Below are 24,618 nucleotides of genomic sequence, written 5' to 3' on the forward strand. Positions count from 1 at the left end.
GGCCTCGTCCCCTGCAAGGGGAAAAGAGGCTACACGAAGTGAGCCTCGATAGGGGTGTGCTTAGTTTGGTTTAGCCAAGCCGAGCTTGTCGATCAGCACTTTTTCGCGCACCACCGTGTCCTGCGCAAACTTCGTGTAATCCGCCGAACTCAGGTAGTTGGGCAGCATGTCGTAGCGGGCCAGCGCCGCCACATAACTCGGCTCTTCCATGGCCTTCTTGAAGGCATCGTGCAGGCGCTTGACCACCTCGGGCGGCGTGCCCTTGGGCGCGCCTATGCCAAAGGGCGAGTTCTGCACGATGTCATAGCCCAGTTCCTTGAGCGTGGGCGCGTTCGGGAATTTGTCGAGGCGCTTCTCGCCCCAGGTATTGAGCACGCGCAGCTTGCCGGCCTCCACCTGCGGCGCAAAGCCGGTGCTGTCGGCGCCGGCCATCAGCTGGCCGCTGACCAGCGCCAGCATCAGGTCGGCGCTGCCTTTGTAGGGCACATGCTGCAGCTCGATGCCGGCTTTCTGCGCGACGAGTTCCGTCGTCAGGTGCGGGCTGGTCAGCGTGCCGGTGGAGCCGTAGGTCAGCTTGCCCGGATTGGCCTTGGCATAGGCCACAAAATCGGCCCAGGTCTTGAACGGGCTGTCGGCCGGCACCACGATGCCGAAGGCATAACCGGTCACATTGATCACATAGCTGATGTCCTTGACCGGGTCCCAGTTGATCTTGGTCGTGTAGCCCAGGCGGAACACACCGAGCGGAATCTGCGCCAGCGTGTAGCCGTCAGCCGCGGCGCTTTGCAGCTGCTGCGCCGGCAGGGTGCCGCCCGCGCCGGGCTTGTTCTCCACGATCACCGGCTGGCCGAGGATCTTGCCGGCGTTGTCGGCCAGCGAGCGCATGGTGATGTCGGTCGGCCCGCCGGCCGGGAAGGCAATCACCAGCTTGATCGGTTTGACCGGAAAGGTCTGCGCCTGGGCCGGCATGACCGCGGCGGCCATCAAGGCCAGGGCGGCGGCGGTGTGCAGAAAGGGGCGGCGTTGCATGGACATGTCTCCTTTTTTGGAATACGGCCATCATGCCCGGCGATTGGTTTTGGCGAATCAGGGCAACACCTGAAGGACTGTCGCGCGGGTGTCAGCCGGCTTATTGCAACCCAGCCGCCAACGAAGCCCATTGCAGTGCGGACTCAAATCGGGCGCGCAACGCAGCGACCAACTCGGGTAACGGCACTCCGGGGAGTTGATTCTTTTTCAGGAAGGCCTGCCACAGGACCTGCCGTGACGCGTCATTTCCGAATTCATCACTCAGCCCGATGGGCAGCGCTGTCGGCACCTGCATGCCGCGCCGCCGAAAAGTTTGGGCTATCGCTTTCGCAAGAATGTCCGCGTCCAGCACCTCGCGCTCCAGCAGCACAGACAAATCCAGGTAATCCTTCAGGCGGCTGTTGGTCATGCCCAGCAAGGCAATGGCATGCAACTTTTCAGCAATTACGGTGTACACCGGATAGGCCTGCAGCGTCGGCGCCGGAAAATCATCCAGCATGACGGGATAAACAGCGTGTACCGGCCCGGGCGTCACGGCATCACCAAAACCGATGTCGATTTGTGTCTTCACGCGCGCACCGGCCAGCTCTGCGCTGAGGAGGACACGCACCCCGGCGTAGCCCGCCTCTTTGCGAATTTCTTCAGCAAGCACGCTTTCAGAGTCAAAGCGCATGCCGTCTTCCGCCACCACCGAAGCGATGTCCCTGAAGGTTTGCGTGATGGACGCCAGGTCGCTGGGTCCAAAGCCCAGCAAATCCACGTCACGCGTGGGCCGGTGCGGCATGTCGTACCAGAGCGTGAACAGCATGGCGCCTTTGAGCAGGAAACGGTCGGCGTGCGCGGACTGGCTCAGGCGGTACAGCAGGCGCTCCAGCGCATAACGGACCAGCACGCCGTTGAAATCCGACTGCTCGGCCTTGGCCTTGTTCAGTAATCGCGCCCGCACCGATGCGGCAAGATCCTTGCTCATTCGATCGCCTCCAGGTAGGGGCGCATCACATTGGCAACACGACAAATCTTGGCAAAACGCCAGAGATCGTCAGCCGACGCCTTCTTTTGTGAGCGCGCATCCCGCAGCGCCTCCAGCGCCACGTCAAGCCCGATCTTGTTGCGGTGCTTGAAACAGTCAGCCACCGTTTTGGCCACGCCGTAGACGCGCAGAGGCACCTGGTCGCGCTCAAAGACTTCCACGCCTTCTGTATAGGCCTCACCGGTGAACTGCACCATCTTCACCGGCGGATAGTCCAGCCTGGGCGCATGGCTGCCGCGTGGCATGGCGATCCACACCTGGCGCGGTAGCTGGGTGGTCAGGCCGTGGAACTGCAGTGCCGTGAGCAGGCAGAACACCGCTTGGGGCACCCTGGCGGCGACGGTGGTGAGCGTTTCGTGCTCCGAGGCATTGGCACCTGGAAGCCGGTACAGGCCGCGCCCCACTTTTTCCAGCTGGCCGTTGGCCGTCATCCGGGTCAGCATCACCCTTGCAGCGCCCACACCCTCCAGGTCGCCAGGGCGCAGCATGCCTTTCTGGCGGGCCAGATCAAGGATGCGCTGGGCGGGGATGACCTTGGGATGAGGATTCATAGCCCTTGGAGTATGTTCCATTTTTTCGTCGAATGCAAATATTCGACGAATAATTGGAACAAACTCCCTCAGCGTTAGCCGCAAAAACCGCAAGCCAGCAGGGGCCGTGGAACCGGCTTTGCCGGGCCGCAGGCGCCGCCCCCTCCAGGGGGGAACAAGCTACACGCAGTGAGCCTGGACGGGGGTGTTCAAGCCCGCGCGAGTACGCTCTCCAGCGCTTTCCCGGTGTGCGTCCCCAGCTTGACCACGGCCTCGGGCGGCGCCGACGCCACCACACGCCCGCCGGCGTTGCCGCCGTCCGGTCCCAGGTCAATCACCCAGTCGGCTTCGGCGATCACGTCCAGGTCGTGTTCGATGACCACCACGCTGTGGCCGCCGTTGACCAGGCGATGCAGCACATGGATCAGCTTTTCGACGTCGGCCATGTGCAGGCCCACCGTGGGCTCGTCCAGCACGTAGAGCGTGTGCGGCGCCTTCTGGCCGCGGCGCGTGATGTCGTCGCGCACCTTGCTGAGTTCGGTCACCAGCTTGATGCGCTGCGCCTCGCCGCCCGACAGCGTGGGTGAAGGCTGGCCCAGCGTGAGGTAGCCCAGGCCCACGTCTTTCAGCAGCTGCAGCGGGTGGCTGATGTTGGGCATGGAGGCAAAGAAGTCCACCGCCTCGTCCACTTCCATTTTGAGCACGTCGCCGATGTTCTTGCCGCGCCAGGTCACGGCCTGGGTCTCGGGGTTGAAGCGCGCGCCGTGGCAGGTTTCGCACAGCACCTTCACGTCGGGCAGAAAACTCATTCCGATGGTGCGCACGCCCGCGCCTTCGCAGGTCGGGCAGCGGCCCTCGCCGGTGTTGAAAGAGAAGCGCCCGGCGCCGTAGCCGCGCGCGCGGGCTTCCAGCGTGTCGGCAAACAGCTTGCGTATCGTGTCCCAGAAGCCGATGTAGGTGGCCGGGCAGGAGCGCGGCGTCTTGCCGATCGGCGTCTGGTCGACTTCGAGCACGCGGTCCACCGCCGCATAACCTTCGATGCGCTCGCAACCGGTCCAGTCGGGCGTCTTGCCCTTGTCATCGGCGTCGCGCCCGGACTTGGTGGAGCGCTGCGTCACGCCCGCATGCACATTGGTCAGCAGCACGTCACGCGCCAGCGTGGACTTGCCCGAACCCGACACGCCCGTCACCGCCACCAGGCGGTACAGCGGCACGGTGACCGAAACGTCCTTGAGGTTGTGCAGGTCGGCGTTGACCACCGTGAGCCAGGACGTGAAAGGCCCGGCCGCCACCGGCGCCGCGTTATGCAGCGCACTGGCGCTGGCCGCGGCGGCCTTGAGCGCCGCGGCCTTGAGCAGGGCCGCCTTCTGTTTGCTCACGGGTTTGGCGTCGGCAACCACGGCGGCCTCCTTCACCGCGGCCGCCGGCGCCGCGCCCTTGCGCGTTTCGCGCCGCGCATGCAGCGGGTGTATCAGCGGGTTCGCCAGGTAGCGGCCGGTCAGCGACTCGGGCACGGCCGACAGCTGCGCCGCCGTGCCCTGCGCGACCAGTGTGCCGCCGCGCTTGCCCGCGCCCGGGCCTATGTCGATGATGTTGTCGGCGCGGCGAATCGTGTCCTCGTCATGCTCGACCACCACCAGGGTGTTGCCGCGGTCGCTGAGCTTGCCCAAGGCGCCCAGCAAAATCTGGTTGTCGCGCGGGTGCAGGCCAATCGTCGGCTCGTCCAGCACGTAGCAAACGCCCTGCAGGTTGGAGCCCAGCTGCGCCGCCAGGCGTATACGCTGCGCCTCGCCGCCGGAAAGCGTGGGCGCGCCGCGGTCCAGCGTGAGGTAGCCCAGGCCCACGTCTTCCAGGAACTCGAGCCGGCTTTTGATTTCAGGGATCAGGTCGCGCGCGATGCCGGCCTCGCGGCCCAGCAGCGCGAGTTTTTCGACCCAGCGCCGCACGTCGGTCACCGACAGCGCCGCGATGTCGGCAATGCCAACGCCGGCGAATTTCACCGCGCGGGCCGTGGCATTCAGGCGCGTGCCTTCGCAGGTCGGGCAGGCGGTGCCGGCCACGTCCTCCACCTCGGGCTCGGCAAAGCTTTGCTCGCGGCCCTTGTTGTCGTCGTCCATCACCGAGTCGTCAAACACCTTGCGCTGCTCTTTGGTGAGCTTGACGCCGGTGCCCACGCAATCGGGGCACCAGCCGTGCTTGCTGTTGTAGCTGAAGAGCCGCGGGTCGAGTTCGGCATACGAGGTCGCGCACACCGGGCAGGCGCGCTTGGTTGAAAACGCGATCAGCTTGCCGATGTTCTTGGCACTGGCGCCGGCCATCATCGCGCCGCGCAGGCCGTCCAGCGGCGCCAGCACATGGACCACACCCTTGCCGTGTTCCAGCGCGGTCGCCAGCGCGGCGCGCAAGGCGGCCTCGTTCTCGGGCGACACATGGATGTCGGCCACGGGCAGCTCCACCGTGTGTTCCTTGAAGCGGTCTATGCGCGGGAAACCCGTGGTCGGCAAAAACTCGCCGTCTATGCGCAAATGTGTGTAGCCGCGCGGCCGCGCCCAGTCGGCCAGCTCGGTGTAGACGCCCTTGCGCGCGATCACCAGCGGCGCCAGCAGGCCTATGTGCTGGCCGCGGTAGGTCTTGAGCAGCTGGGCCGCGATGCTTTCGGGGCTTTGCGGCATCACGGCCGCGCCTTCCTTGGTGCAATGCTGTATGCCCAGCTTCACATACAAGAGGCGCAGGAAATGCCAGACCTCGGTGGTGGTGCCCACGGTGGACTTGCGCCCACCGCGCGACAGGCGCTGCTCGATGGCCACGGTGGGAGGGATGCCGTAAACCGCATCCACCTCGGGCCGGCCCGCCGGCTGCACGATGCTGCGCGCATAGGCGTTGAGCGACTCGAGGTAGCGCCGCTGGCCTTCGTTGAACAGAATGTCAAAAGCCAGCGTGGACTTTCCGGAGCCCGAGACACCGGTCACCACATTGAACTTGCCGCGCGGAATGTCCACCGACAGGCTCTTGAGGTTGTTCTCCTTGGCGTTGACGATCTGGATCAGGTTGGAGAACACCGGCCGCGTGGTCCAGGCCTTGGGCCGCGACTCTTCCACGCCGTAGACCTTGCCCATGGCCTGCTCGTACTCGCGCAGCGCCAGCGCCGTGTGGGATGTCGGGTGCTTGCGCACTTCCTCGGGCGTGCCCTGGGCCACCAGCAGGCCGCCGCCTTCGCCGCCTTCGGGGCCCAGGTCTATCAGCCAGTCGGCCGAACGGATCACGTCGAGGTTGTGCTCGATCACAATCAGCGAATGGCCGGCCTCCAGCAGCTTGCGCAGCGCGCGCATCAGCTTGGCGATATCGTCAAAATGCAGGCCGGTGGTCGGCTCGTCAAACAGAAACAGCGTGCCGCGGCCGGGCTGCCGGAGCGCCAGCGCCTGTTTGCTCGCGCTCGCCGTCTTGCTGGCATTGGCCAGAAAACCGGCCAGCTTCAGGCGCTGCGCCTCGCCGCCCGACAGCGTGGGCACGGGCTGGCCCAGCTTCACGTATTCCAGGCCCACGTCCACAATCGGCTGCAGGGAGCGCACCACCTCGCGGTCCTGCGCAAACAGCGCAATCGCCTCGCTGACCGTGAGGTCCAGCACGTCGGACACATTGAGCAGGCGCGGCTTGAGGTCGCCCACGGCCTTGCGTTCAATCGTCACCTCGAGGATCTCGGCGCGGTAGCGTTTGCCGTCGCAATCGGGGCAGCGCAGGTAGACGTCGCTCAGGAACTGCATCTCGACGTGCTCGAAACCCGAGCCGCCGCAGGTCGGGCAACGCCCGTCGCCGTTGTTGAAGCTGAACTTGGTGGCGGTGTAGCTGCGCTGTTTGGCCAGCGGCGCCAGCGCGAACAGGTCGCGCACCGCGTCCCAGGCGCCCACATAGCTGGCCGGGTTGGAGCGCGCCGTCTTGCCTATGGGCGACTGGTCGACAAACACCACATCGGTCAGGTGGTCGGCGCCCAGCAGGCGGTCGTGCAGGCCCGGCGTCTCGGTCGCCTTGCCGAACTGGCGCAGCAGCGCCGGCGCCAGGATGTCCTGCATCAGCGTGGACTTGCCGGAGCCGCTGACGCCGGTCACGCAGACCAGGCGCTGCAGCGGGAAGTCCACCGTGAGGTTCTTCAGATTGTGGTCGCGCGCGCCTTCGAGGATGAGGCGCGGCGTGTTCTCGGTCACCGCGCGCTTGAAGCCCATGCCCACCTGCTTGCGCGAGCCCAGGTAGGCGCCGGTCAGCGTGTCGGCATGTTTGAGGTCTTCGGGCGTGCCGTCGAACACGATCTGGCCGCCCTTCTCGCCCGGGCCCGGGCCCATGTCTATCATGCGGTCGGCCGCCAGCATCACGGCCGGGTCGTGCTCCACCACCACCAGGGTATTGCCGGCATCGCGCAGGCGGTGCATGGCCTGGGTGATGCGGTTCATGTCGCGCGGGTGCAGGCCTATGGAAGGCTCGTCCAGCACAAACAGGGTGTTGACCAGCGAAGTGCCCAGCGCCGTCGTGAGGTTGATGCGCTGCACCTCGCCGCCCGAGAGCGTGCGGCTTTGCCGGTCCAGCGTGAGGTAGCCAATGCCCACGTCGCACAGGTATTTGACGCGCGTCTGGATCTCTTCAAACAATGATTTGAGCGCCTGGATCTCGGCGTCATCGCCCATCACATTGAGCGAGAGGCCGCTGAAGAATTCGCGCAGCCTGTCTATGGGCAGGCGCATCAGGTCGTGCAGCGCCAGGCCCGGCAGGGCCTCGAGCTGCTCGCGGCTCCACTGCACGCCCACCGGCATGAAGCGCTGGACCGGCGGCAGCACCGCGTCGGCCGACTCTTTGGAGCCCAGGCGCCACAGCAAGGATTCAAGCTTGAGGCGCGCGCCGCCGCAGGTTTCACACGGCGTGTAGCTGCGGTACTTGGACAGCAGCACGCGGATGTGCATCTTGTAGGCCTTGCTTTCAAGGTATTCGAAAAAGCGCTTGATGCCGTACCACTGCTTGTTCCAGTTGCCGTCCTTGTAGCCCGGCGTGCCGTTGATGACCCAGCCCTGCTGCTCGGGCGTGAGCTTGTACCAGGGCGTGTCGCGCGGGATGCCGGCCGCCTCGGCGTGGCGCATCAAATCGTCCTGGGCTTCCTTCCAGGCCGGCGTCTGTATGGTCTTGATCGCGCCGGCGCGCAAGGTCAGCTTGTCATTCGGAATCACCAGGCCGTAGTCGACGCCGATCACGCGGCCGAAACCGCGGCAGGTTTCGCAGGCGCCCATGGCCGAGTTGAAGGAAAACAGCGAGGGCGTGGGGTTGGTGTAGCGCAGGTCGCTGTCGGGGCAGTGCAAGCCCGTCGAAAAGCGCCACATCTGGTCCGGCTGGCCATCCTCGGCGTGTTGCACATAGACATTGAGCCTGCCGCCGCGCTTGAGCGCGGTCTCGATGGCATCCATCACGCGGGACTTTTCCACCGCATGGGTGCGAAAGCGGTCGGCCACCACATCCAGCAGCTTGTGCGGGCCGGCCGGCGTGGCCACGTCGCGCTGCGCATGCACGCGCGTGAAGCCGCTGACCGACAGCCACTGCTCGACCTGCTCGGCGCTGGTGTTGCCCGGCAGCTCGACCGGGAAGGTCAGCACCACGCGCGGGTCGCCTTCTTTGGTGCGCGCCATCAGCTCGGCATAAATCGACTCAGGCGTGTCGTGGCGCACGTTCTGCGCGGTCTGCTTGTCGAAGAGCTGCGCGGCACGCGCGTACAGCAGCTTCAGGTGGTCGTTGAGCTCCGTCATGGTGCCCACGGTGGAGCGCGAGCTGCGCACCGGGTTGGTCTGGTCGATGGCGATGGCCGGGGGCACGCCTTCGACCTTGTCGACGGCCGGCTTGTCCATGCGGTCCAGGAACTGGCGCGCATAGGCCGAGAAGGTTTCCACATAGCGGCGCTGGCCTTCGGCGAACAGGGTGTCGAACACCAGCGAGGATTTTCCCGAGCCGCTGGGGCCGGTGACCACCGTCATTTCACCGGTGCGTATGTCAAGGTCGAGGTTTTTGAGGTTGTGCTGGCGCGCGCCGCGGATGCGGATGGTTCCCTGGGACATGAGTGCGGTCTTTCCTGAAGAGGTCAAACATTCTAGGCAAAGCCTCTGGCCGTGCGGAGTATGCGGATTAATGCCCCTTTTGTGCACTTTTGCCGCCGCCAATTAGGGCGCATTCTGGTTTTCCTGCTGACCGTTTTTGCGCTTTCGTGTTTAACTTTGCCGACCTGGGATCGATTTAAGGAGACAGACCATGTCAACAACAAAACACTGGTGTGCGGCCCTTGTGCTGGCCGCCCTGGGCCAGCTGGGCCAGGCACAGATACTTGTCGGGCAGACCGCGGGCTTCACCGGCCCCGTGGGCGCCGGCGTCAAGGAAACCACCGAAGGCGCCAAGCTCTACATCGATGCCGTCAACGCCAAGGGCGGCGTGAACGGGCAGAAGGTGGAGCTGGTGTCCGTCGACGACAAGTTCGATCCCAAGCTCGCGGCGGAAAACGCCCGCAAGCTGGTGGAAGAGCAAAACGTGGTGGCCCTGTTCCTCACGCGCGGCACGCCGCACACCGAGGCCATCATCCCGCTGCTCGACAAACACGGCGTGCCGCTGGTGGGCCCGTCTACCGGCGCCATGGTGCTGCACCAGCCCGTGAGGAAACATGTGTTCAACGTGCGCGCCACCTACCAGCGCGAGGCTGAAAAAGCCGTCACCCACCTCGCCTCCATGGGCATCACGCGGGTCGGCATCGTCTATGCCGACGACAGCTTCGGCGCCGACGGCGTCATGGGCGCGCAAAAAGGCCTGGCCACGGCCAAACTGCAGCCGGTTGTCCTCGAAAAATTCGACCGCAGCAAGCCCGACTTCGGGCCCATCGCGCCCAAGGTCTACCAGTCGAACGCGCAGGCCGTCATCATGGTCGCATCGGGCCAGGCCGTGGTCGACGGCGTCAAGGCCTTCCGCGCGGCCGGCTCCACGGCGCAGCTCGTCACGCTGTCGAACAACGCCTCGGGGGGTTTTGTGAAGAGCCTGGGCGACAACGCCCGCGGCGTGATCGTGACCCAGGTCTTTCCGTATGAGCGCTCTATCGCCTTCCCCATGGTCAAGGAAGCCCAGGAGCTGGCCAAGGCCAAGGGCCAGGCCGACGTGAGTCCCGCCATGCTGGAAGGTTTTGCCGCGGCCAAGGTCCTGGTGGAGGGCCTGCGCCGCGCCGGCGCCAAACCCACGCGCGAAAAACTGCAGGCCGCGCTGGAAGGCCTGCGCAAGTACGACATAGGCGGGCTGGAAGTGAGCTACAGCCCCGAGGACCACACCGGCCTGGACTTCGCCGACCTGTCCATCATTGGCACGGACGGCAAATTCAAGAGGTAGATAAGCCCCCCTGCCGACGCTCACTTCGTGTAGCGTCACCTCCCCCCGTGGGGGACAGGCGCCTTGCGCCCGGCAGAGCCGGTTCGCGGCCCCTGCTTGTGGGCTCGCCCCCCCTGCCGACGCTCACTTCGTGTAGCGTCACCTCCCCCCAAGGGGACAGGCGGCTTGCGCCCGGCAGAGCCGGATCGCGGCCCCTGCTCGCGGATCGCAGACCCTGCGGCGCCAGGCCGTGCGGGTTGGCTCAGAAGTAAAGCGCGTTTTCCAGTTCCTTGAACTTCTCGGGGCCCACGGCTTCCTTGATCTTGGGCGCGAGTTCCTTGAGCTTGTCGATGTCGGTCGCGGCTTCCACCGCGAGGTTGAGCCGGAAACCGCGCAAGCCCAGGCCGGCCGTGAGCCGCGTGGCAATCGGGTAGGCCCTGGAATAGTGTTCCTGCGCGCTCAGCGTGGGTGAGCCGTCGGCGTTGTGCGCGGACACGGCCGGCGCCGGGGCGGCGGGCGGGGCCGGCGGCTGCACCGCGGCGGGTGCCAGCAGGCCCAGCGACAGCAGGTGGGAAATATCTTCAGCCGTGACGCCCAGGCCCGCGGTGGCCTTGACCACCTCTTCCATGCTGCGCTTGCCGTCAAACATGATGAACGCCGAACGTTGCCTCGGTGTCATCGGGATGGAACGGTCTTGCAATGCGGATTGGCCCAATTCCGTCTTGGTGTAAATCATCAGCGGGTCTCCAGTAAGTACGCCAGGGGGAACGCAGACTGCTGTGCGTAATGCAGAGACATTTGTGACACTTTTTTGTTGCCCCTGATTCAATTTACCCCATTTTTAGCACCAATGCACCTATTTGGGCACCGGTCGCGGCCCTGTCCTGCAACTGGAAACGCCTCTTGCGGCAATACCTCACGCCACAGCGCGGGTAGCGGCGGCGGCCGGCGCGGGGGAGGCGCCATGCTTTTCACCACTGAGGTCTATGTCCCCGCCCTTGTTCAAGAGGAACAGGGCCAGGCCGGCGATCACGATAAATCCGAGCACGAGTTTCCACATTTTTCTCTTCTCCAAAAACAAAAAAAGGCCAAAAAAAAGCCCCCGGCACATGGATGACGAGGGCCTGCAAATATCACAAGGCTCTTCAGCCTCACAAACAAACCGGCGCGGGCCGCTGGGCCCGCCCGGTGATCACACCAATCAGTCGTTGGCGTAAATATCCACGTCCTTGGTTTCCTTGATGAACAAGGTGCCTATCACCAGCGTCATGCCGGCGACGATGATGGGGTACCAGAGGCCGTTGTACATATTGCCGGTCTGCGCCACGATGGCGAAGGCGGTCGTCGGCAGCAGGCCGCCGAACCAGCCGTTGCCGATGTGGTACGGCAGGCTCATGGAGGTGTAGCGGATGCGGGTCGGGAACAGCTCGACCAGCATGGCGGCGATGGGGCCGTAGACCATGGTCACCAGGATCACCAGGTAGAACAGGATCAGGGTGACCATCACCTTGTCGACCTTGGCCGGGTCGGCCTTGCTCGGATAGCCGGCGGCCTTCAGGTCGTCCGCGATGAGTTTCTTGAACTCGGCGTCCTTCTTCTTGGCGTCGTCGGCGCTCAGGCCCTTGGCGGTGTAGCTGGGGATGGCGTTCTCGCCGATCTTGATGCTGGCCACGGTGCCGGCCGGTGCGGCGACGTTGTCATAGCTCACCGATGCGCCTGCCAGCACCTGCTTGGCGATGTCGCAGGAGCTGGTGAACTTGACGGTGCCGGTCGGGTTGAACTGGAACGAGCACTCTTTCGGGTCGGCGGTCACGATCACCTTGTTCTTGGCTTGTGCGGCGGCGAGGTCGGGGTTGGCGGCCTTGGTCAGCGCGGTGAACACCGGGAAGTAGGTGACCACGGCCAGCAGGCAGCCGGCCATGATGATGGGCTTGCGGCCGATCTTGTCGGACAGCGTGCCGAAGATCACGAAGAAAGGCGTTCCCAGGATCAGCGAGTAGGCCACCAGAATGTTGGCCGTGGGGCCGTCCACCTTGAGCGCCTGCGTCAGGAAGAACAGCGCGTAGAACTGGCCCGAGTACCAGACCACGGCCTGGCCGGCGGTCAGGCCGATCAGCGCCAGGATCACGATCTTCAGGTTGCGCCACTGGCCGAAGGACTCGGACAGCGGGGCCTTGGAGGTCTTGCCCTCGGCCTTCATCTTCTGGAAGGCGGGGGATTCGTTCATCGACAAACGGATGTAGACCGACACGGCCAGCAGCAGGATGGAGACGATGAACGGAATGCGCCAGCCCCAGTCGGCGAAAGCGGCTTCGCCCATGGCGGTGCGCACACCCAGGATCACCAGCAGGCTCAGGAACAGGCCCAGCGTGGCCGTGGTCTGGATCCAGGAGGTGTAGGCGCCGCGCTTGCCCTGGGGCGAGTGCTCGGCCACGTAGACGGCAGCGCCGCCGTACTCACCGCCCAGCGCCAGGCCTTGCAGCATGCGCAGCGCGATCAGGATCACCGGCGCGGCAACGCCGATGGACGCGTAGTTGGGCAACAGGCCCACGATGAAAGTCGACAGGCCCATGATCACGATGGTGACCAGGAAGGTGTACTTGCGGCCGATCATGTCGCCCAGCCGGCCGAACACCAGCGCGCCGAAGGGGCGCACGATGAAGCCTGCGGCGAACGCGAGCAGCGCGAAGATGAAGGCCGAGCCCGAGTCCAGTCCGCTGAAGAACTGCTTGGCGATGATGGCGGCCAATGAACCGTAGAGGTAGAAGTCGTACCACTCGAATACCGTGCCGAGCGAAGAGGCGAAGATCACCTTCTTCTGCTCGGCGGTCATGGGTCTGTTGTCGACGGCTGTTGCCATGATGTGTGTCTCCAAATAGTGAAGGCCTCCGGTATGGAAGCTGCACTGATTATTTTTGGAGTCCCTGACCTAGCTCTGACGTGAAAATAACAGGAGCTTGCGTGAAACTTATGCGTGGCTGACAACTCAAGGGGAAACCCTTGAGAAACTTTTCAGCATACGAAGCCACTCCGGGAAAACGCCTAGAACCTTCTTACGCGCCGCGTAAAACTCGCTTACACGCCTGCACGCGTGCTTACGCGCTCAGGCCTTGCGCGAAATGCCCACGGCGACCTTGCGCACACCGTTCCAGCCTTCGCCCTCAAACCAGCTGTTGCCCAGCAGGTATTCGCGCAGCATGGGCAACGCGTCGAAGCCCCAGAAAATTTTGCCGTCGACTTCCATCGCGGGCACGCCGAACACATCGTGCGCAATCGCCTCGTCGGTGTTTGTTTTCAGCTGCGCTTTGGCGTCGTCGTCGTTCAGCGTGCGCTGCGGCGCGAGCTGCGCCGCGAGCGCCGCAAGCCGCTGCGCATCGGCGGCCTCGCCCCCGCCCTGCCAGACATGGCGAAACATGGTTTCGCAGACATAGCGGTTGGGGCTGGCCGGGTCTTCCGGCGTGCCGCAGGCGCTGGCCAGCCGCAGCAGCGGCAAGGGGTTGAAGGGATGGCTGGCCGGCATCTGCATGGCGATGCCCTTGCTGTGCGCATGCCACAGCACCTGCCGGTAGGTCCAGTCGCGCTTGGGCGCGATCTCGGCCGGGCCCAGCTGGCCGTGGTGCTTGAGCAGCGCCGCAAACAGCACCGGCCGGTAGCTGACGCTGTAGCTCAGGCCCTTGAGCGCTTCGGGCAGCTGCTCGAAGGCGAGGTAGGCATAGGGAGAGATGAAATCAAAATAAAAAGTGATGTGCTTCATGAAACCCTCTCCCTTGAATGTTCAGGCCCCTACGGCCGCCATGCGCTGGCCTATGGTGCGCCAGAGTTCGCGCTGCGCCTCGGGGCCGGAACGCGCCCAGGCCGAGATCTCGCCCAGGGTGCGAAAGCAGCCTTCGCACAGCCCGCTGTCGGCATTCACGCGGCACACCGAGATGCAGGGCGAAGGCACATCATCGCCCGCGGCCTCCACCGTGCGGCCGCGCTCCGTCACCCGGGCCACGGCCTGCTCGCGCGCGATGGCCTCCTCGCCCATATCCACGGCCACGTCGACCACGGGCGCGCCGGTCAGCAGCTCCAGCTCCTGCGGCATCAGCTTGAACACCGCATGCGGATGGCCGGCCGCGGCCCAGACCTCGTCAAAACGCATCAGGCTCAGGTCCACCAGCACCACGGCCTGGCTGATATGCCCCACGGGCGACACGCCCCCTATGGAAAAACCGGTCTTGCTTTTCACAAAATCCGCATCGGCGCGGCCCACGCGCTTACCGTCGCCGCAGACCAGGGCCTCGACCTTGCGTTCATCGACCCGCCTGTCGCCCGAGGTCACCACCAGCACGGCGGCATCGTCCGACTTGCGGCGAAAGATGATGCTCTTGGCGATTTGCCCCAGGCGCACGCCCAGCGCATCGGCCGCCTGCTGCGCAGTGCGCGCCGCATCGTCCAGCATCACGGGCATGTGCGGATGGCCGCATTCACGCAGCACCGCCGCCACCCTTTGAACACCCTCAGGCAAGCTCTTCAGTTCAGCACCACACATATCAATTCGCTCGTTTGTTCAGAAGCGCCGTCGCGGCGCGGGAATTCGGTTTGCGGCCCAGGAAGTCGCTGATGAATTTTCCGGCATCAATGAGTTTGTCGAGATCTACGCCGGTTTCGATGCCCATGCCGTGCAACATGTACACCACGTCTTCAGTGGCCACATTGCCGGTCGCGCCCTTGGCAAAAGGGCAGCCGCCCAGGCCGGCCGAAGAGGTGTCGAACTGCCAGACACCCATCTGCAGCGAAGCCAGGGTATTGCCCAGGGCCTGGCCGTAGGTGTCGTGGAAATGGCCAGACACATCGTTGATGTCGAAATGCTTGAGCGTCGCGTCCAGTGCGCGCTGCACCTTGAGCGGCGTGCCCACGCCTATGGTGTCGGCCACGCCCACATGCTGCACGCCTATGCCCTTCATCAGGCCGGCCAGCATGTCCACACGTTCGGGCGCGATCTCCCCCTCGTAAGGGCAGCCCACGGTGCAGGACATGGCGCCGCGCACATAAATGCCTTTTTCGCGCGCGGCCTCGACCACGGGGCGAAAGCGCTCAATGCTTTCCGCGATCGAGCAGTTGATGTTTTTCTGGCTGAAGGCCTCGCTGGCCGCGCCGAAGACCACGATCTCGTCGGGCCAGAGTTCGCGCGGCGGCGCGATGGCGGCCTCAAAGCCCTTCATATTGGGTGTCAGCACCGAATAGCGAACACCGGGCTTGCGCTGGATGCCGGCCATCACCTCGGCGTTGTCGGCCATCTGCGGCACCCATTTGGGCGACACAAAACTCGTGACCTCGATCTCGGTCAGGCCTGCGTCCTGCAGGCGGTGCACCAGCTCGATCTTCACCGCCGCCGGCACCTGGGCTTTTTCATTCTGCAGCCCGTCGCGCGGGCCTACGTCGACAAGCTTGACTTTGGAAGGTAGTTTCATGGGGTGTCCTGCAAGCCGCATGGGGGAGGCGCGGCAAATGGGGGATTCAGTATCCCTTTTTTGGGTCAACCACGCCGGCAAGGGTGCTTATCGGCGCACCCGCCGCCAGGCTGCGTATTTTCCCGGCGATCTGGGCAATGCTTTCCTCGCGCAGGGTGCGCGCCGAGGTGTGCGGCGTGACCGTGACCTTGGGGTGTTTCCAGAAAGGATGCTCAGCCGGCAGCGGTTCGGTGCGGAACACGTCCAGCGTCGCGCCGGCCAGCCGGCCCTCGTCGATCAGGGCGATCAAATCCTCGTCCACCAGGTGGCTGCCGCGCGCCACATTGATGACGTAGCCGCCCGGCTGCAGCCGCGACAGCGTGGCGCGGTTCATGATGCCCTGGGTGTCGGGGGTGAGCGGCAGCAGGCAGACCAGCATGCGGCTGGCCGCCAGGAAATCCTGGAAGCCCGCGCTGCCCACCTCGCCCGAATAACATTGCACGCCTTCAATCGCCTTGGGCGAGCGGCTCCAGCCGCGCACCGGAAAATCAAACTGCGCGAGCGCGCGGCTCACACGCTCGCCGAGCACGCCCAGGCCCATCACGCCTATGGGATAGTCCGTGCGCAAACGCGGCTTGCGGTAAGACCATTTGCCTTGCGCCACATCGGCCTCGTAGCCGTCCAGCTCGCGAAAATGGCGTATCACCGCATGGCAGACAAACTCGGCCATCTGCGCCGACATGCCGGCATCGTCCAGCCGCACCACCGGCACCCCGGCCGGCAGCTTCAGCTTCATGAGCGCATCCACGCCCGCGCCTATGTTGAAGATGCCCTTGAGCCCCTGCTGCTCGTCAAAAAACTGCTGGGGCGGCTGCCAGACCACCGCGTAGTCGGCCGGCTCCGCGCCGGCGGACCACAAGCTCACATCCGCATCCGGAAAAGCGGCCTTGAGGCCGTCTACCCAGGGCTGGGGTTTGGTGTCAGAACAGCAAAAACTGATGCGCATTAAAAAATCCCGCTGAAATTACGTTTGGAGCCAAAACAAATTCAAACGGCTATTTTCAACAATTCCGCACCCTCGTTGACCTGGTCGCCCGGCGCATAGAGCAATTCCTGCACCGTGCCGTCGGCCGGTGCCGCGATGGTGTGCTCCATTTTCATGGCCTCCATCACGGCCAGCGGCTGGCCCTTGCTCACCTTGTCGCCGGCTTTGACGGCAAAAGACACCACCTTGCCCGGCATGGGCGCGGTCAGGCGGCCGCCCTCGGCCTGGGCCTCGCCCGCATGGGCCAGCAGGTCTATGGAGAGAATTTGCGTCGCGCCCTTGGCGGTAAACACATGGTCCAGCTCGCCCTGCGCATAAACGGCCGCCGTCATGCGCTGGCCCGCGAATTGAATTTCGATGCCCTGCGCGGTTTCGCTAAACAGCAGCGGGCCCGCGACATCGCCCAAGGCGAGGTGCAGCGCACCGTCATGCCCATAAGTCAACACCGCCTTGGCCGGCTCGCCATGGAATTCAAACTCAAAGCGCCGCTGCACCACGCCGTGCGAGCGCCAGCCGTCGCGGCGGCTGAAAGGGTCGCTGCCCGCCAGGGCGCGCTCGTCCAGCAGCTGTTTGGCGACAGCCGCGGCGGCCGCCATGGCCAGGCCCACGGGCTCCTGCTTGAAGAGCACGGCTTCTTCGCGCTGTATCAGCGCGGTGTCCAGGTTGGCCTTGGCAAAGGATGGGCTGCGCACCACATAACGCAAAAACTGCACATTGGTGCTCAGGCCCACGATGCGGGTCTGGGCCAGCGCATCGTCGAGCCGGGCCAGCGCCTCTTCACGCGTGGCGCCGTGCACGATGAGCTTGGCGACCATGGAGTCGTAATAGGGCGAGATCGCGTCGCCCTCGCGCACGCCGTCATCCACACGCACCTGGCCGCGTTCAAACGCGGTGTGCACCGGTTTTTTGTAGACATGCAGGCTGCCGGTGGCCGGCAGGAAGTTGTTGTCGGGTGTTTCGGCACAGATACGCGCCTCGATGGCATGGCCGGTGATGCGCAGCTGGTCCTGCGCCAGCGGCAGCTTTTCGCCCGAGGCCACGCGCAACTGCCATTCCACCAGGTCCAGGCCTGTGATGGCTTCGGTCACCGGGTGTTCGACTTGCAAGCGCGTGTTCATCTCCATAAAGAAGAAGTTCATGCTGCCGTCTGTGCGCTGCTCGACAATGAATTCGACGGTGCCAGCGCCCACGTAATTGACGGCACGCGCGGCCGCCACGGCGGCTTCGCCCATCTGCTTGCGCATGGCCTCCGTCATGCCGGGGGCCGGCGCCTCTTCCAGCACCTTCTGGTGGCGGCGCTGCACCGAGCAGTCGCGCTCGAACAGGTAAACATAATTGCCATAGGTGTCGCCAAACACCTGGATCTCGATATGGCGCGGGCGCTGCGCGTATTTTTCCACCAGCACCGCGTCGTCGCCAAAACTGTTGATGGCCTCGCGCTTGCAGGAAGCCAGCGCGGCTTCAAAGTCTTCACTCTTGTCGACCGCGCGCATGCCCTTGCCGCCGCCGCCCGCACTGGCCTTGATCAGCACCGGGTAGCCAATGCGGTCGGCCTCGCGCTTGAGCAGCACCGGGTCCTGGTCGCTGCCGTGGTAGCCCGGCACCAGCGGCACGCCGGCTTTTTCCATCAGCTGTTTGGACTCGGCCTTCAGGCCCATGGCCTTGATGGCCGAGGCCGGCGGGCCAATGAAGACCAGGCCGGCGCTGGCGCAGGCCTGGGCAAATTCCTCGTTCTCGCTCAGAAAGCCATAGCCCGGGTGTATCGCCTCGGCGCCCGTGGCCTTGGCGGCTTCGATGATGCGCTCCCAGCGCAAATAACTGTCCTTGGGCGCGCTGCCGCCTATGTGCACCGCCTCGTCGCAAAAGCCCACATGCTTGGCGCCCGCATCGGCATCGGAATACACGGCGACGGACTGTATGGCCATGCGCCTGGCGGTCGCAGCCACGCGGCAGGCGATCTCCCCACGGTTTGCAATAAGAATCTTTTTAAACATGGTCATTCTTCTTCGAAAAAGGTGAGGTCAAAGTAAAAGCGGCGGTAGTGCCAGGATCCGGCCTGCCGCTGAAAATGCGCGCCACACGGATAAAGAGCTGGCGCAAGAACCGCCAGCACACCCGTATCAGCCAGACACTGAGCACCAGCACCAGGGCCAGCAGCACCACAAAAACCAGAGGATGGGCAATCGCCAGCCACAGGCCCAGCGGCACCAGGCCGTCCTCGAGCAGTGAGGCACCAATATTGCTGAAAGGCTCGGGCGAGGTATTGATGGCCGCACGCGTGGTGGCCTTGGCGGCAAAGCTGGTGGCCGCCAAGGTGCCGCCCAGCAGGGCCGCGACCAGCGCGCCCAGGCCGTTGTCACCGCCAAACACCGCGGCCGCCAGCGCCGCGCCGGCCGGGATGCGGATCACGCCATGCACCACATCCCACAGCGAATCCAGGCCCGGGATCTTGTCGGCAAAAAATTCGACAAACACCATAAACCCACTGATGCCCAGCACCACCGGGTGGGCCAGCAGCTGCAGGCCGGACGGCAGCTGCACCCAGCCCATAAAACCCGCCAGCCCGGTCAGCAGCACCACCAGGTAAAGGCGCACGCCGCTGGCCCAGCCCAGCGCGCCGGCCAGGGCGATCAGTTGTGCGGTGTCCAGGGTGTTCATGATGGTTTGGTCGGCAGCCAGTCAGGCTTGCGCTTCTGCAAAAAGGACTGCACGCCCTCGCGTCCTTCAGGGCTTACACGCACATCGGCAATCGCCTGCACCGTCATCTGCGTGAGTTCGTGGGTGATGGCCTGGCCCGCCACGTCCTGCACCAGTTTTTTGCACAGCTTCACGGCTTCGGGGCCGGCATTGACCAGGGTTTTCACGAGTTCGGCCACCTTCGCATCCAGCGCCTCGGCCGCCACCACCTCGTGCACAAAACCGATGCGCAGCGCCTCGGCCGCATCAAAACGCTCGGCCGTCAAAAAGTAGCGGTGCGCCGCGCGCTCACCCATGGCGCGGATCACATAAGGGCTGATGGTGGCCGGGATCAAACCCAGCTTGACTTCGCTAAGGCAATAACCGGCGGTATCCACGGACACAGCCATGTCGCAAGCCGCCACCAGGCCCATGCCCCCCGCGTACACATCGCCCTGCACGCGGGCAATGACGGGCTTGGGGCATTCATAAACAGCCTGCAGCATGGTCGCGAGGCGGCCCGCGTCCTCCAGGTTCTGTTTGTAGGTGTAGTCGGCCATGCTGCGCATCCAGTTCAGGTCCGCGCCCGCGCAAAAGGCCGGGCCCTGGGCCGCCAGCACCACACAGCGCAGCTCATCGCGCAGGCCCAGCTCGACAAAAGCCTGGGTCATCTCGGCGATCACCTCCTCGTTAAAGGCATTGCGCACCTCGGCGCGGTTCAGGGTGACGGTGGCGACGTGCCCGGTGACGTCTATCAATAAATGGTTCATGGTCCTGCTTCCCTTTAATACCGTTTGGCCACTTCTTCCAGCATCACTTCGGTCGCGCCGCCGCCTATGCCCAGCACACGCGCATCGCGCCACAGGCGTTCTATCGCTGTCTCGCGGATAAAGCCCATGCCGCCATGGAACTGCTGGCAGGTCTGCAGCACTTCGTTGACCAGCTCGCCCGTCAGCGCCTTGAGCATGGAGACCTCCTGCACAATGTCGCGCCCTTGCGTCACGGACCAGGCACAGTGGTACATAAACTGCCGCGCCGCACGCGTCTTGGCGTCCAGCATGGCGATGCGCTGGCGAATCGTCTGTTTGTCCCACAGCGTGGCGCCAAAGGCCTGGCGCTGGCGCACGTAGTCCAGCGTCATCTTCAGCGCCTGGGTGCAGTGGCCCACCGCCATGGCCGCGAGGGCGATGCGTTCGGTCTGGAAGTTTTTCATGACCGAATAAAAACCCTTGCCCTCCTCGCCCAGCAGGTTGCCGGCCGGGATGCGCACCTGGTCAAACACCAGCTCGGCCGTGTCGGACGACAGCCAGCCCGTCTTCTTGAGCGCACGGCCCACAGTAAACCCCGGCGTGCCTTTTTCGACGATGAACATGGACACATCGTGGCGCGCCGTGCCGGTTTTGGCCGCGATGAAATACAGGTTGGCGTGTACGCCATTGGTGATGAACATCTTGGTGCCGTTGAGCACCCATTCGTCACCTTCGCGTTTGGCTGTCATCCGCATGCCGGCCACGTCAGAACCCGCGCCGGGCTCGGTGATGCCCACCGCGGTAATCGTCTTGCCGGCAATCACATCCGGCATGTATCTGGCCTTTTGCGCCGCATTGCCCGCATGGAACAGATGCGGGCTGGCCATGTCGGTATGCACCAGCACCGTGATGATGAAGCCGCCAAAGGTCGACTGCGACAGCGCCTCGGCAAACACCAGGTTGGTCAAGGCATCGGCATCGGCACCGCCGTATTCGGCTTCATACATCAGGCCCAGCAGGCCAGCCTCACCCATCTTGCGCAGCACCTCGCGCGGCACACAGCCTTCTTCTTCCCAGGCTGCCGCAAAAGGCTCGACCTCGCGCGCGATAAAACGTGCGACCTGCTCGCGCAGCAACTCGTGCTCGGGGGTGATGTAGATGTTGTCCATGGCCGGCTTTGTGGAGGGCCTGGCTTACATGCGGAATACGCCGAACTTGGTTTCGGGAATCGGCTGGTTCAAGGTGGCCGACAGGCCCAGCGCCAGCACACGCCGCGTATCCGCCGGGTCTATCACGCCGTCGTCCCAGAGGCGTGCGCTTGAATAGTAGGGATGCGACTGGTGGCCGAACTGGTCCAGCACCGGCTGCTTGAAGGCGGCCTCTTCCTCGGCGCTCCATTTGCCGCCCTTGGCTTCAATCGCGTCGCGCTTGACCGTGGCCAGCACGCCGGCCGCCTGTTCGCCGCCCATCACGCAGATGCGCGCATTCGGCCACATCCACAAAAACCGCGGTGAATAAGCCCGGCCGCACATGCCGTAATTGCCCGCGCCGTAGCTGCCGCCGATGATGATGGTGAACTTGGGCACCTGGGCCGTGGCCACGGCCATCACCATCTTGGCGCCGTGGCGCGCAATGCCCTCGGCCTCGTACTTCTTGCCGACCATAAAACCCGTGATGTTCTGCAAAAACACCAGCGGGATCTTGCGCTGGCAGCACAGCTCGATAAAGTGCGCACCCTTTTGCGCCGACTCGCTGAACAGGATGCCGTTGTTGGCGATGATGCCCACCGGCATGCCCTCGACATGCGCAAAACCGCAGACCAGGGTCGCGCCGTAACGCGCCTTGAACTCGGCAAACTCGCTGCCGTCCACAATGCGCGCGATGATTTCGCGCACGTCATAAGGCTTGCGCGTGTCGGTCGGGATCACGCCATACAGCTCTTCCGCCGGGTACAGCGGCGGCACCGGTGTGCGCAGCACCTGCTGGGGCTGTTTTTGCCGGTTCAGGTTGGCCACGGCGCGGCGCGCCAGGGCCAGCGCATGCGGGTCGTTCTGCGCCAGGTGGTCGGCCACGCCCGAAAGCCGCGTGTGCACGTCGCCGCCGCCCAGGTCTTCGGCGCTGACAATCTCGCCGATCGCGGCCTTCACCAGCGGCGGCCCGCCCAGGAAGATGGTGCCCTGGTTCTTGACGATGATGGTCTCGTCGCTCATGGCCGGCACATAAGCGCCGCCGGCCGTGCAGCTGCCCATCACAACGGCGATCTGCGCAATGCCCTGGGCGCTCATATTCGCCTGGTTAAAAAAGATGCGGCCGAAATGGTCGCGGTCCGGGAAGACCTCGTCCTGGTTGGGCAGGTTGGCACCGCCCGAATCGACCAGGTAGACACAAGGCAGGTTGTTCTGCTGCGCGATCTCCTGCGCGCGCAGATGTTTTTTGACCGTCATCGGGTAATAGGTGCCGCCCTTCACGGTCGCGTCGTTGCACACAATCATGCAGTCCACCCCGCTGATGCGGCCTATGCCGGCGATCACGCCCGCGCAGGGCGCGCTGTCCGTCCCGTCGCGGTCCGGGTACATGGCAAACGCGGCCAGCGGCGAAAGTTCGAGGAAAGGCGTGCCCGGGTCCAGCAGCATCTGCACCCGGTCGCGCGGCAGCAGCTTGCCGCGTGAGGTGTGGCGCGCACGGGCCACATCGCCGCCACCCTGGGCGGCCTTGGCGACTTTGGCCGTCAGGTCGTCGACCAGCGCGCGCATGGCGGCGGCATTGGCCTGGAAGTCGGCGGAACGGGCGTTGAGCTGGGTCTCAAGAGCGGACATGGATTTTTTTCCTGATGGGGGCGCCGGAAGACACGGCGGGGCGTACCGGCCCTACCTTAGCGCCAAACAGCCAGCTTAGCGAAAACCCGCCCCCGGCAGGCCGCCAACAAGGTTGCAAATCCTGCCAACGGCACGGAGAATCGACTCATGCCCTCCCGCAGCCCCGCCAACCCACCCGTCGCCGCCACGCCCATGGCCTTTGCTAGAAGCATTACCGTGGCCTACAAACGCTACGGCCAAAGCCCGGACCAGGCCCTGAAACTGGCACAGATCACGCCAAACCAGCTCAAACAAGCCAATGCCCACATCACCGCCCGCCAGATGGAAGTCCTCTCCGGCGCCGCCATGCAGGAGCTCGACGACGAAGGCCTGGGCGCCTTTGGCCGCAAACTGCCCTGGGGCAGCTACGGCATGCTGGCCCGCGCATCGATCAGCTCGCCCAATCTGGGCATAGCCCTCAAACGCTGGTGCCGCCACCATGCGCTGATCACCGACGACATCATTCTTCGCCTGGCGACCAGCGGCGACACGGCCGCGATCACGGTCGAAGAGAAGATACCGGGCCAGGTTGGCGAGTTTGGTTTAGTCCATGTGCTGCGCAATATCCATGGCCTGGCCTGCTGGTATGTGGATTCGCGCATTCCCTTGCAGGGTGCGCGTTTTCCGTTTGAGGCGCCGGCCCATGTGGAGGCTTATGCGCTGATGTTCCCCGGCCCGGGCCTGCAGTTCAAGGCCGCGCAAGCTGAAATCAGGTTTGACGCGCGCTACCTGGCCTTGCCTTTGCGCCGCGATGAAAAGGCCTTGCAGCAAATGCTGCAGCGGGCCTTGCCCTTGACGGTGCTGCAGTACCGGCGCGATCGTTTGCTCGTGGAGCAGGTGCGGCAAGCGCTGGCGAACCCGGCAGCAGGCGCTTCCCATACCGCGGAAACCCTGGCGGCGACCCTCAATATGTCGCCACGCTCCTTGCACCGCCAGCTTCAGGAGGAAGGGGCTTCGCTGCAGCAGCTCAAGGACGAGGTGCGGTTTGAAAAAGCCAAAGACTTGTTGCTACGGACTTCAAAGCCCATCAAGCAGGTGGCTGAGGCTTCGGGGTTTCGGAATGAGAAGAGTTTTACGCGGGCGTTTCGGGAATGGAGCGGCCAGTCACCCGCGGAGTTTCGGCAGGGAAACCAGCCACTGGCCTGATTTGCCCCTTTCATGGCAGGACTTGTGACGCGTGGCTCTCTAGACTGTGCGCATGATTACCCTTCACCACTGCGTCAGCGCCCGCTCGTTCCGCCCCTTGTGGATGCTCGAAGAGCTGGGCGTGCCCTACACGCTGCGCATGCTGCCTTTTCCGCCACGTGCGCTGGCCCGCGAATTCCTGGCGGACAACCCCTTGGGCACCGTGCCGCTGCTGGTGGATGGCGACACCCGCATGACCGAATCCGCAGCCATATGCCAATACCTGGCGGCACGGCACAGCCCCGGCCAGCTGGACGTCCCGCTGACGGACCCAGCCTATGGCGCTTACCTGAACTGGCTGTACATGGGCGAAGCCACACTGACCTTTCCACAAACCCTGGTGCTGCGCTATACCCACTTCGAACCCGAGGCGCGCAAGCAGCCCCAGGTCGCGGAAGACTACAGCCGCTGGTTCCTGGCCCGGCTGAAAGCCATGGACGCCACCCTGCAGCAACAGGAGTTTCTCTGCGCCGGCCGCTTCACCGCAGCCGATGTGTCGGTCCACTACGCCCTCATGCTGGCCGACCATCTTGGCCTGGCAACACAATTCCCCGATGCCGTGCACGATTACCACCAGCGGCTGGAACAACGACCGGCCTTCCAGCGCGCCCTGCAGGCGCAGCATCAGGCCGCGCTGGCGCAGGGTGTCCCCACTACGCCGGCGCCGGATATGCGGCCGGGGAAGTGAGCGGAGCGGGCGAAGCGGGCGAAGCGGGCGAAGC

The 24,618-nt window shown here is 64.6% G+C and carries 19 protein-coding genes and 1 pseudogene; 3 read left to right on the forward strand and 17 right to left on the reverse strand.

All coding sequences use genetic code 11. The annotated features are described in order from the left end of the window. Positions 1 to 60 precede the first annotated feature (60 nt). The 4 genes from BLQ85_RS20415 to uvrA form a co-directional block, all read right to left on the reverse strand. On the reverse strand, positions 61 to 1,029 hold the full coding sequence (locus BLQ85_RS20415) for a Bug family tripartite tricarboxylate transporter substrate binding protein (RefSeq protein WP_074579888.1): 969 nt from the start codon (positions 1,027 to 1,029) through the stop codon (positions 61 to 63). Positions 1,030 to 1,129: 100 nt separating this feature from the next. Next, positions 1,130 to 1,999 carry a nucleotidyl transferase AbiEii/AbiGii toxin family protein gene (locus tag BLQ85_RS20420; RefSeq protein WP_074579788.1) on the reverse strand — a complete coding sequence of 290 codons (870 nt, stop codon included), beginning with the start codon at positions 1,997 to 1,999 and terminating at the stop codon, positions 1,130 to 1,132. Next, the gene (locus tag BLQ85_RS20425; protein WP_074579789.1) at positions 1,996 to 2,610 is read right to left on the reverse strand and encodes a type IV toxin-antitoxin system AbiEi family antitoxin domain-containing protein; all 615 of its coding nucleotides are present in this window, start codon (positions 2,608 to 2,610) and stop codon (positions 1,996 to 1,998) included. The genes BLQ85_RS20420 and BLQ85_RS20425 overlap by 4 nt, the downstream gene beginning before the upstream one ends. Before the next feature lie 188 nt (positions 2,611 to 2,798). Next, complete coding sequence (gene uvrA, locus BLQ85_RS20430) at positions 2,799 to 8,672, reverse strand: excinuclease ABC subunit UvrA (protein WP_074579790.1); 5,874 nt, start codon at positions 8,670 to 8,672, stop codon at positions 2,799 to 2,801. Between the two features lie 190 nt (positions 8,673 to 8,862). On the opposite strand from uvrA, the gene BLQ85_RS20435 reads away from it, so the two are divergent. Further along, on the forward strand, positions 8,863 to 9,975 hold the full coding sequence (locus BLQ85_RS20435; protein ID WP_074579791.1) for an ABC transporter substrate-binding protein: 1,113 nt from the start codon (positions 8,863 to 8,865) through the stop codon (positions 9,973 to 9,975). A 241-nt stretch (positions 9,976 to 10,216) separates the two neighbouring features. Here BLQ85_RS20435 and BLQ85_RS20440 read toward each other — a convergent pair whose 3' ends face one another. The 13 genes and pseudogenes from BLQ85_RS20440 to BLQ85_RS20495 form a co-directional block, all read right to left on the reverse strand. Continuing rightward, positions 10,217 to 10,690, reverse strand: a complete 474-nt coding sequence (locus tag BLQ85_RS20440; protein WP_074579792.1) for a hypothetical protein — start codon at positions 10,688 to 10,690, stop codon at positions 10,217 to 10,219. 180 nt (positions 10,691 to 10,870) lie between these two features. Continuing rightward, the gene (locus BLQ85_RS24650; RefSeq protein WP_175456162.1) at positions 10,871 to 11,014 is read right to left on the reverse strand and encodes a hypothetical protein; all 144 of its coding nucleotides are present in this window, start codon (positions 11,012 to 11,014) and stop codon (positions 10,871 to 10,873) included. 141 nt (positions 11,015 to 11,155) lie between these two features. Then, the gene (locus BLQ85_RS20450) at positions 11,156 to 12,814 is read right to left on the reverse strand and encodes an MFS transporter (RefSeq protein WP_074579796.1); all 1,659 of its coding nucleotides are present in this window, start codon (positions 12,812 to 12,814) and stop codon (positions 11,156 to 11,158) included. Between the two features lie 243 nt (positions 12,815 to 13,057). Next, positions 13,058 to 13,708, reverse strand: coding sequence for a 2-hydroxychromene-2-carboxylate isomerase (locus BLQ85_RS20455; RefSeq protein WP_074579798.1), 651 nt, complete (start codon positions 13,706 to 13,708; stop codon positions 13,058 to 13,060). 21 nt (positions 13,709 to 13,729) lie between these two features. Then, positions 13,730 to 13,981, reverse strand: a complete 252-nt coding sequence (locus BLQ85_RS24975; RefSeq protein ID WP_371327325.1) for a DUF1289 domain-containing protein — start codon at positions 13,979 to 13,981, stop codon at positions 13,730 to 13,732. A gap of 9 nt (positions 13,982 to 13,990) precedes the next feature. Further along, a pseudogene (locus BLQ85_RS24980) lies at positions 13,991 to 14,485 on the reverse strand (YbaK/EbsC family protein); the annotation flags it as partial. Between the two features lies 1 nt (position 14,486). Next, on the reverse strand, positions 14,487 to 15,407 hold the full coding sequence (locus BLQ85_RS20465) for a hydroxymethylglutaryl-CoA lyase (protein ID WP_074579801.1): 921 nt from the start codon (positions 15,405 to 15,407) through the stop codon (positions 14,487 to 14,489). A 46-nt stretch (positions 15,408 to 15,453) separates the two neighbouring features. Further along, positions 15,454 to 16,392 (reverse strand): 2-hydroxyacid dehydrogenase, encoded by a 939-nt coding sequence (locus tag BLQ85_RS20470; RefSeq protein WP_074579802.1) that lies wholly within the window; start codon positions 16,390 to 16,392, stop codon positions 15,454 to 15,456. Between the two features lie 41 nt (positions 16,393 to 16,433). Continuing rightward, entirely contained in the window at positions 16,434 to 18,425 is a 1,992-nt protein-coding gene (locus BLQ85_RS20475; protein WP_074579889.1) for an acetyl/propionyl/methylcrotonyl-CoA carboxylase subunit alpha, read from the reverse strand. After that, positions 18,418 to 19,089: a DUF4126 domain-containing protein gene (locus BLQ85_RS20480; RefSeq protein ID WP_074579803.1), complete on the reverse strand. Its 672-nt coding sequence runs from the start codon at positions 19,087 to 19,089 to the stop codon at positions 18,418 to 18,420. Before BLQ85_RS20480 ends, BLQ85_RS20475 begins: the two co-directional genes overlap by 8 nt. Beyond that, positions 19,086 to 19,877, reverse strand: a complete 792-nt coding sequence (locus tag BLQ85_RS20485; RefSeq protein WP_074579804.1) for an enoyl-CoA hydratase/isomerase family protein — start codon at positions 19,875 to 19,877, stop codon at positions 19,086 to 19,088. Before BLQ85_RS20485 ends, BLQ85_RS20480 begins: the two co-directional genes overlap by 4 nt. A 14-nt stretch (positions 19,878 to 19,891) precedes the next feature. Then, positions 19,892 to 21,025: an acyl-CoA dehydrogenase family protein gene (locus BLQ85_RS20490; RefSeq protein ID WP_074579805.1), complete on the reverse strand. Its 1,134-nt coding sequence runs from the start codon at positions 21,023 to 21,025 to the stop codon at positions 19,892 to 19,894. A 24-nt stretch (positions 21,026 to 21,049) separates the two neighbouring features. Beyond that, on the reverse strand, positions 21,050 to 22,672 hold the full coding sequence (locus tag BLQ85_RS20495; protein WP_074579807.1) for a carboxyl transferase domain-containing protein: 1,623 nt from the start codon (positions 22,670 to 22,672) through the stop codon (positions 21,050 to 21,052). Between the two features lie 147 nt (positions 22,673 to 22,819). On the opposite strand from BLQ85_RS20495, the gene BLQ85_RS20500 reads away from it, so the two are divergent. Together BLQ85_RS20500 and BLQ85_RS20505 are read left to right on the forward strand one after the other, a co-directional pair. Further along, a complete protein-coding gene (locus BLQ85_RS20500) occupies positions 22,820 to 23,857 on the forward strand; it encodes an AraC family transcriptional regulator (protein ID WP_074579808.1) in 1,038 nt (345 codons plus the stop codon). Positions 23,858 to 23,909: 52 nt separating this feature from the next. Further along, positions 23,910 to 24,584, forward strand: a complete 675-nt coding sequence (locus BLQ85_RS20505; protein WP_074579809.1) for a glutathione S-transferase family protein — start codon at positions 23,910 to 23,912, stop codon at positions 24,582 to 24,584. Positions 24,585 to 24,618: the final 34 nt, after the last annotated feature.

Origin of the sequence: Polaromonas sp. JS666 (assembly GCF_900103405.1) — a bacterium.
Classification (GTDB): Bacteria; Pseudomonadota; Gammaproteobacteria; order Burkholderiales; family Burkholderiaceae_C; genus Polaromonas.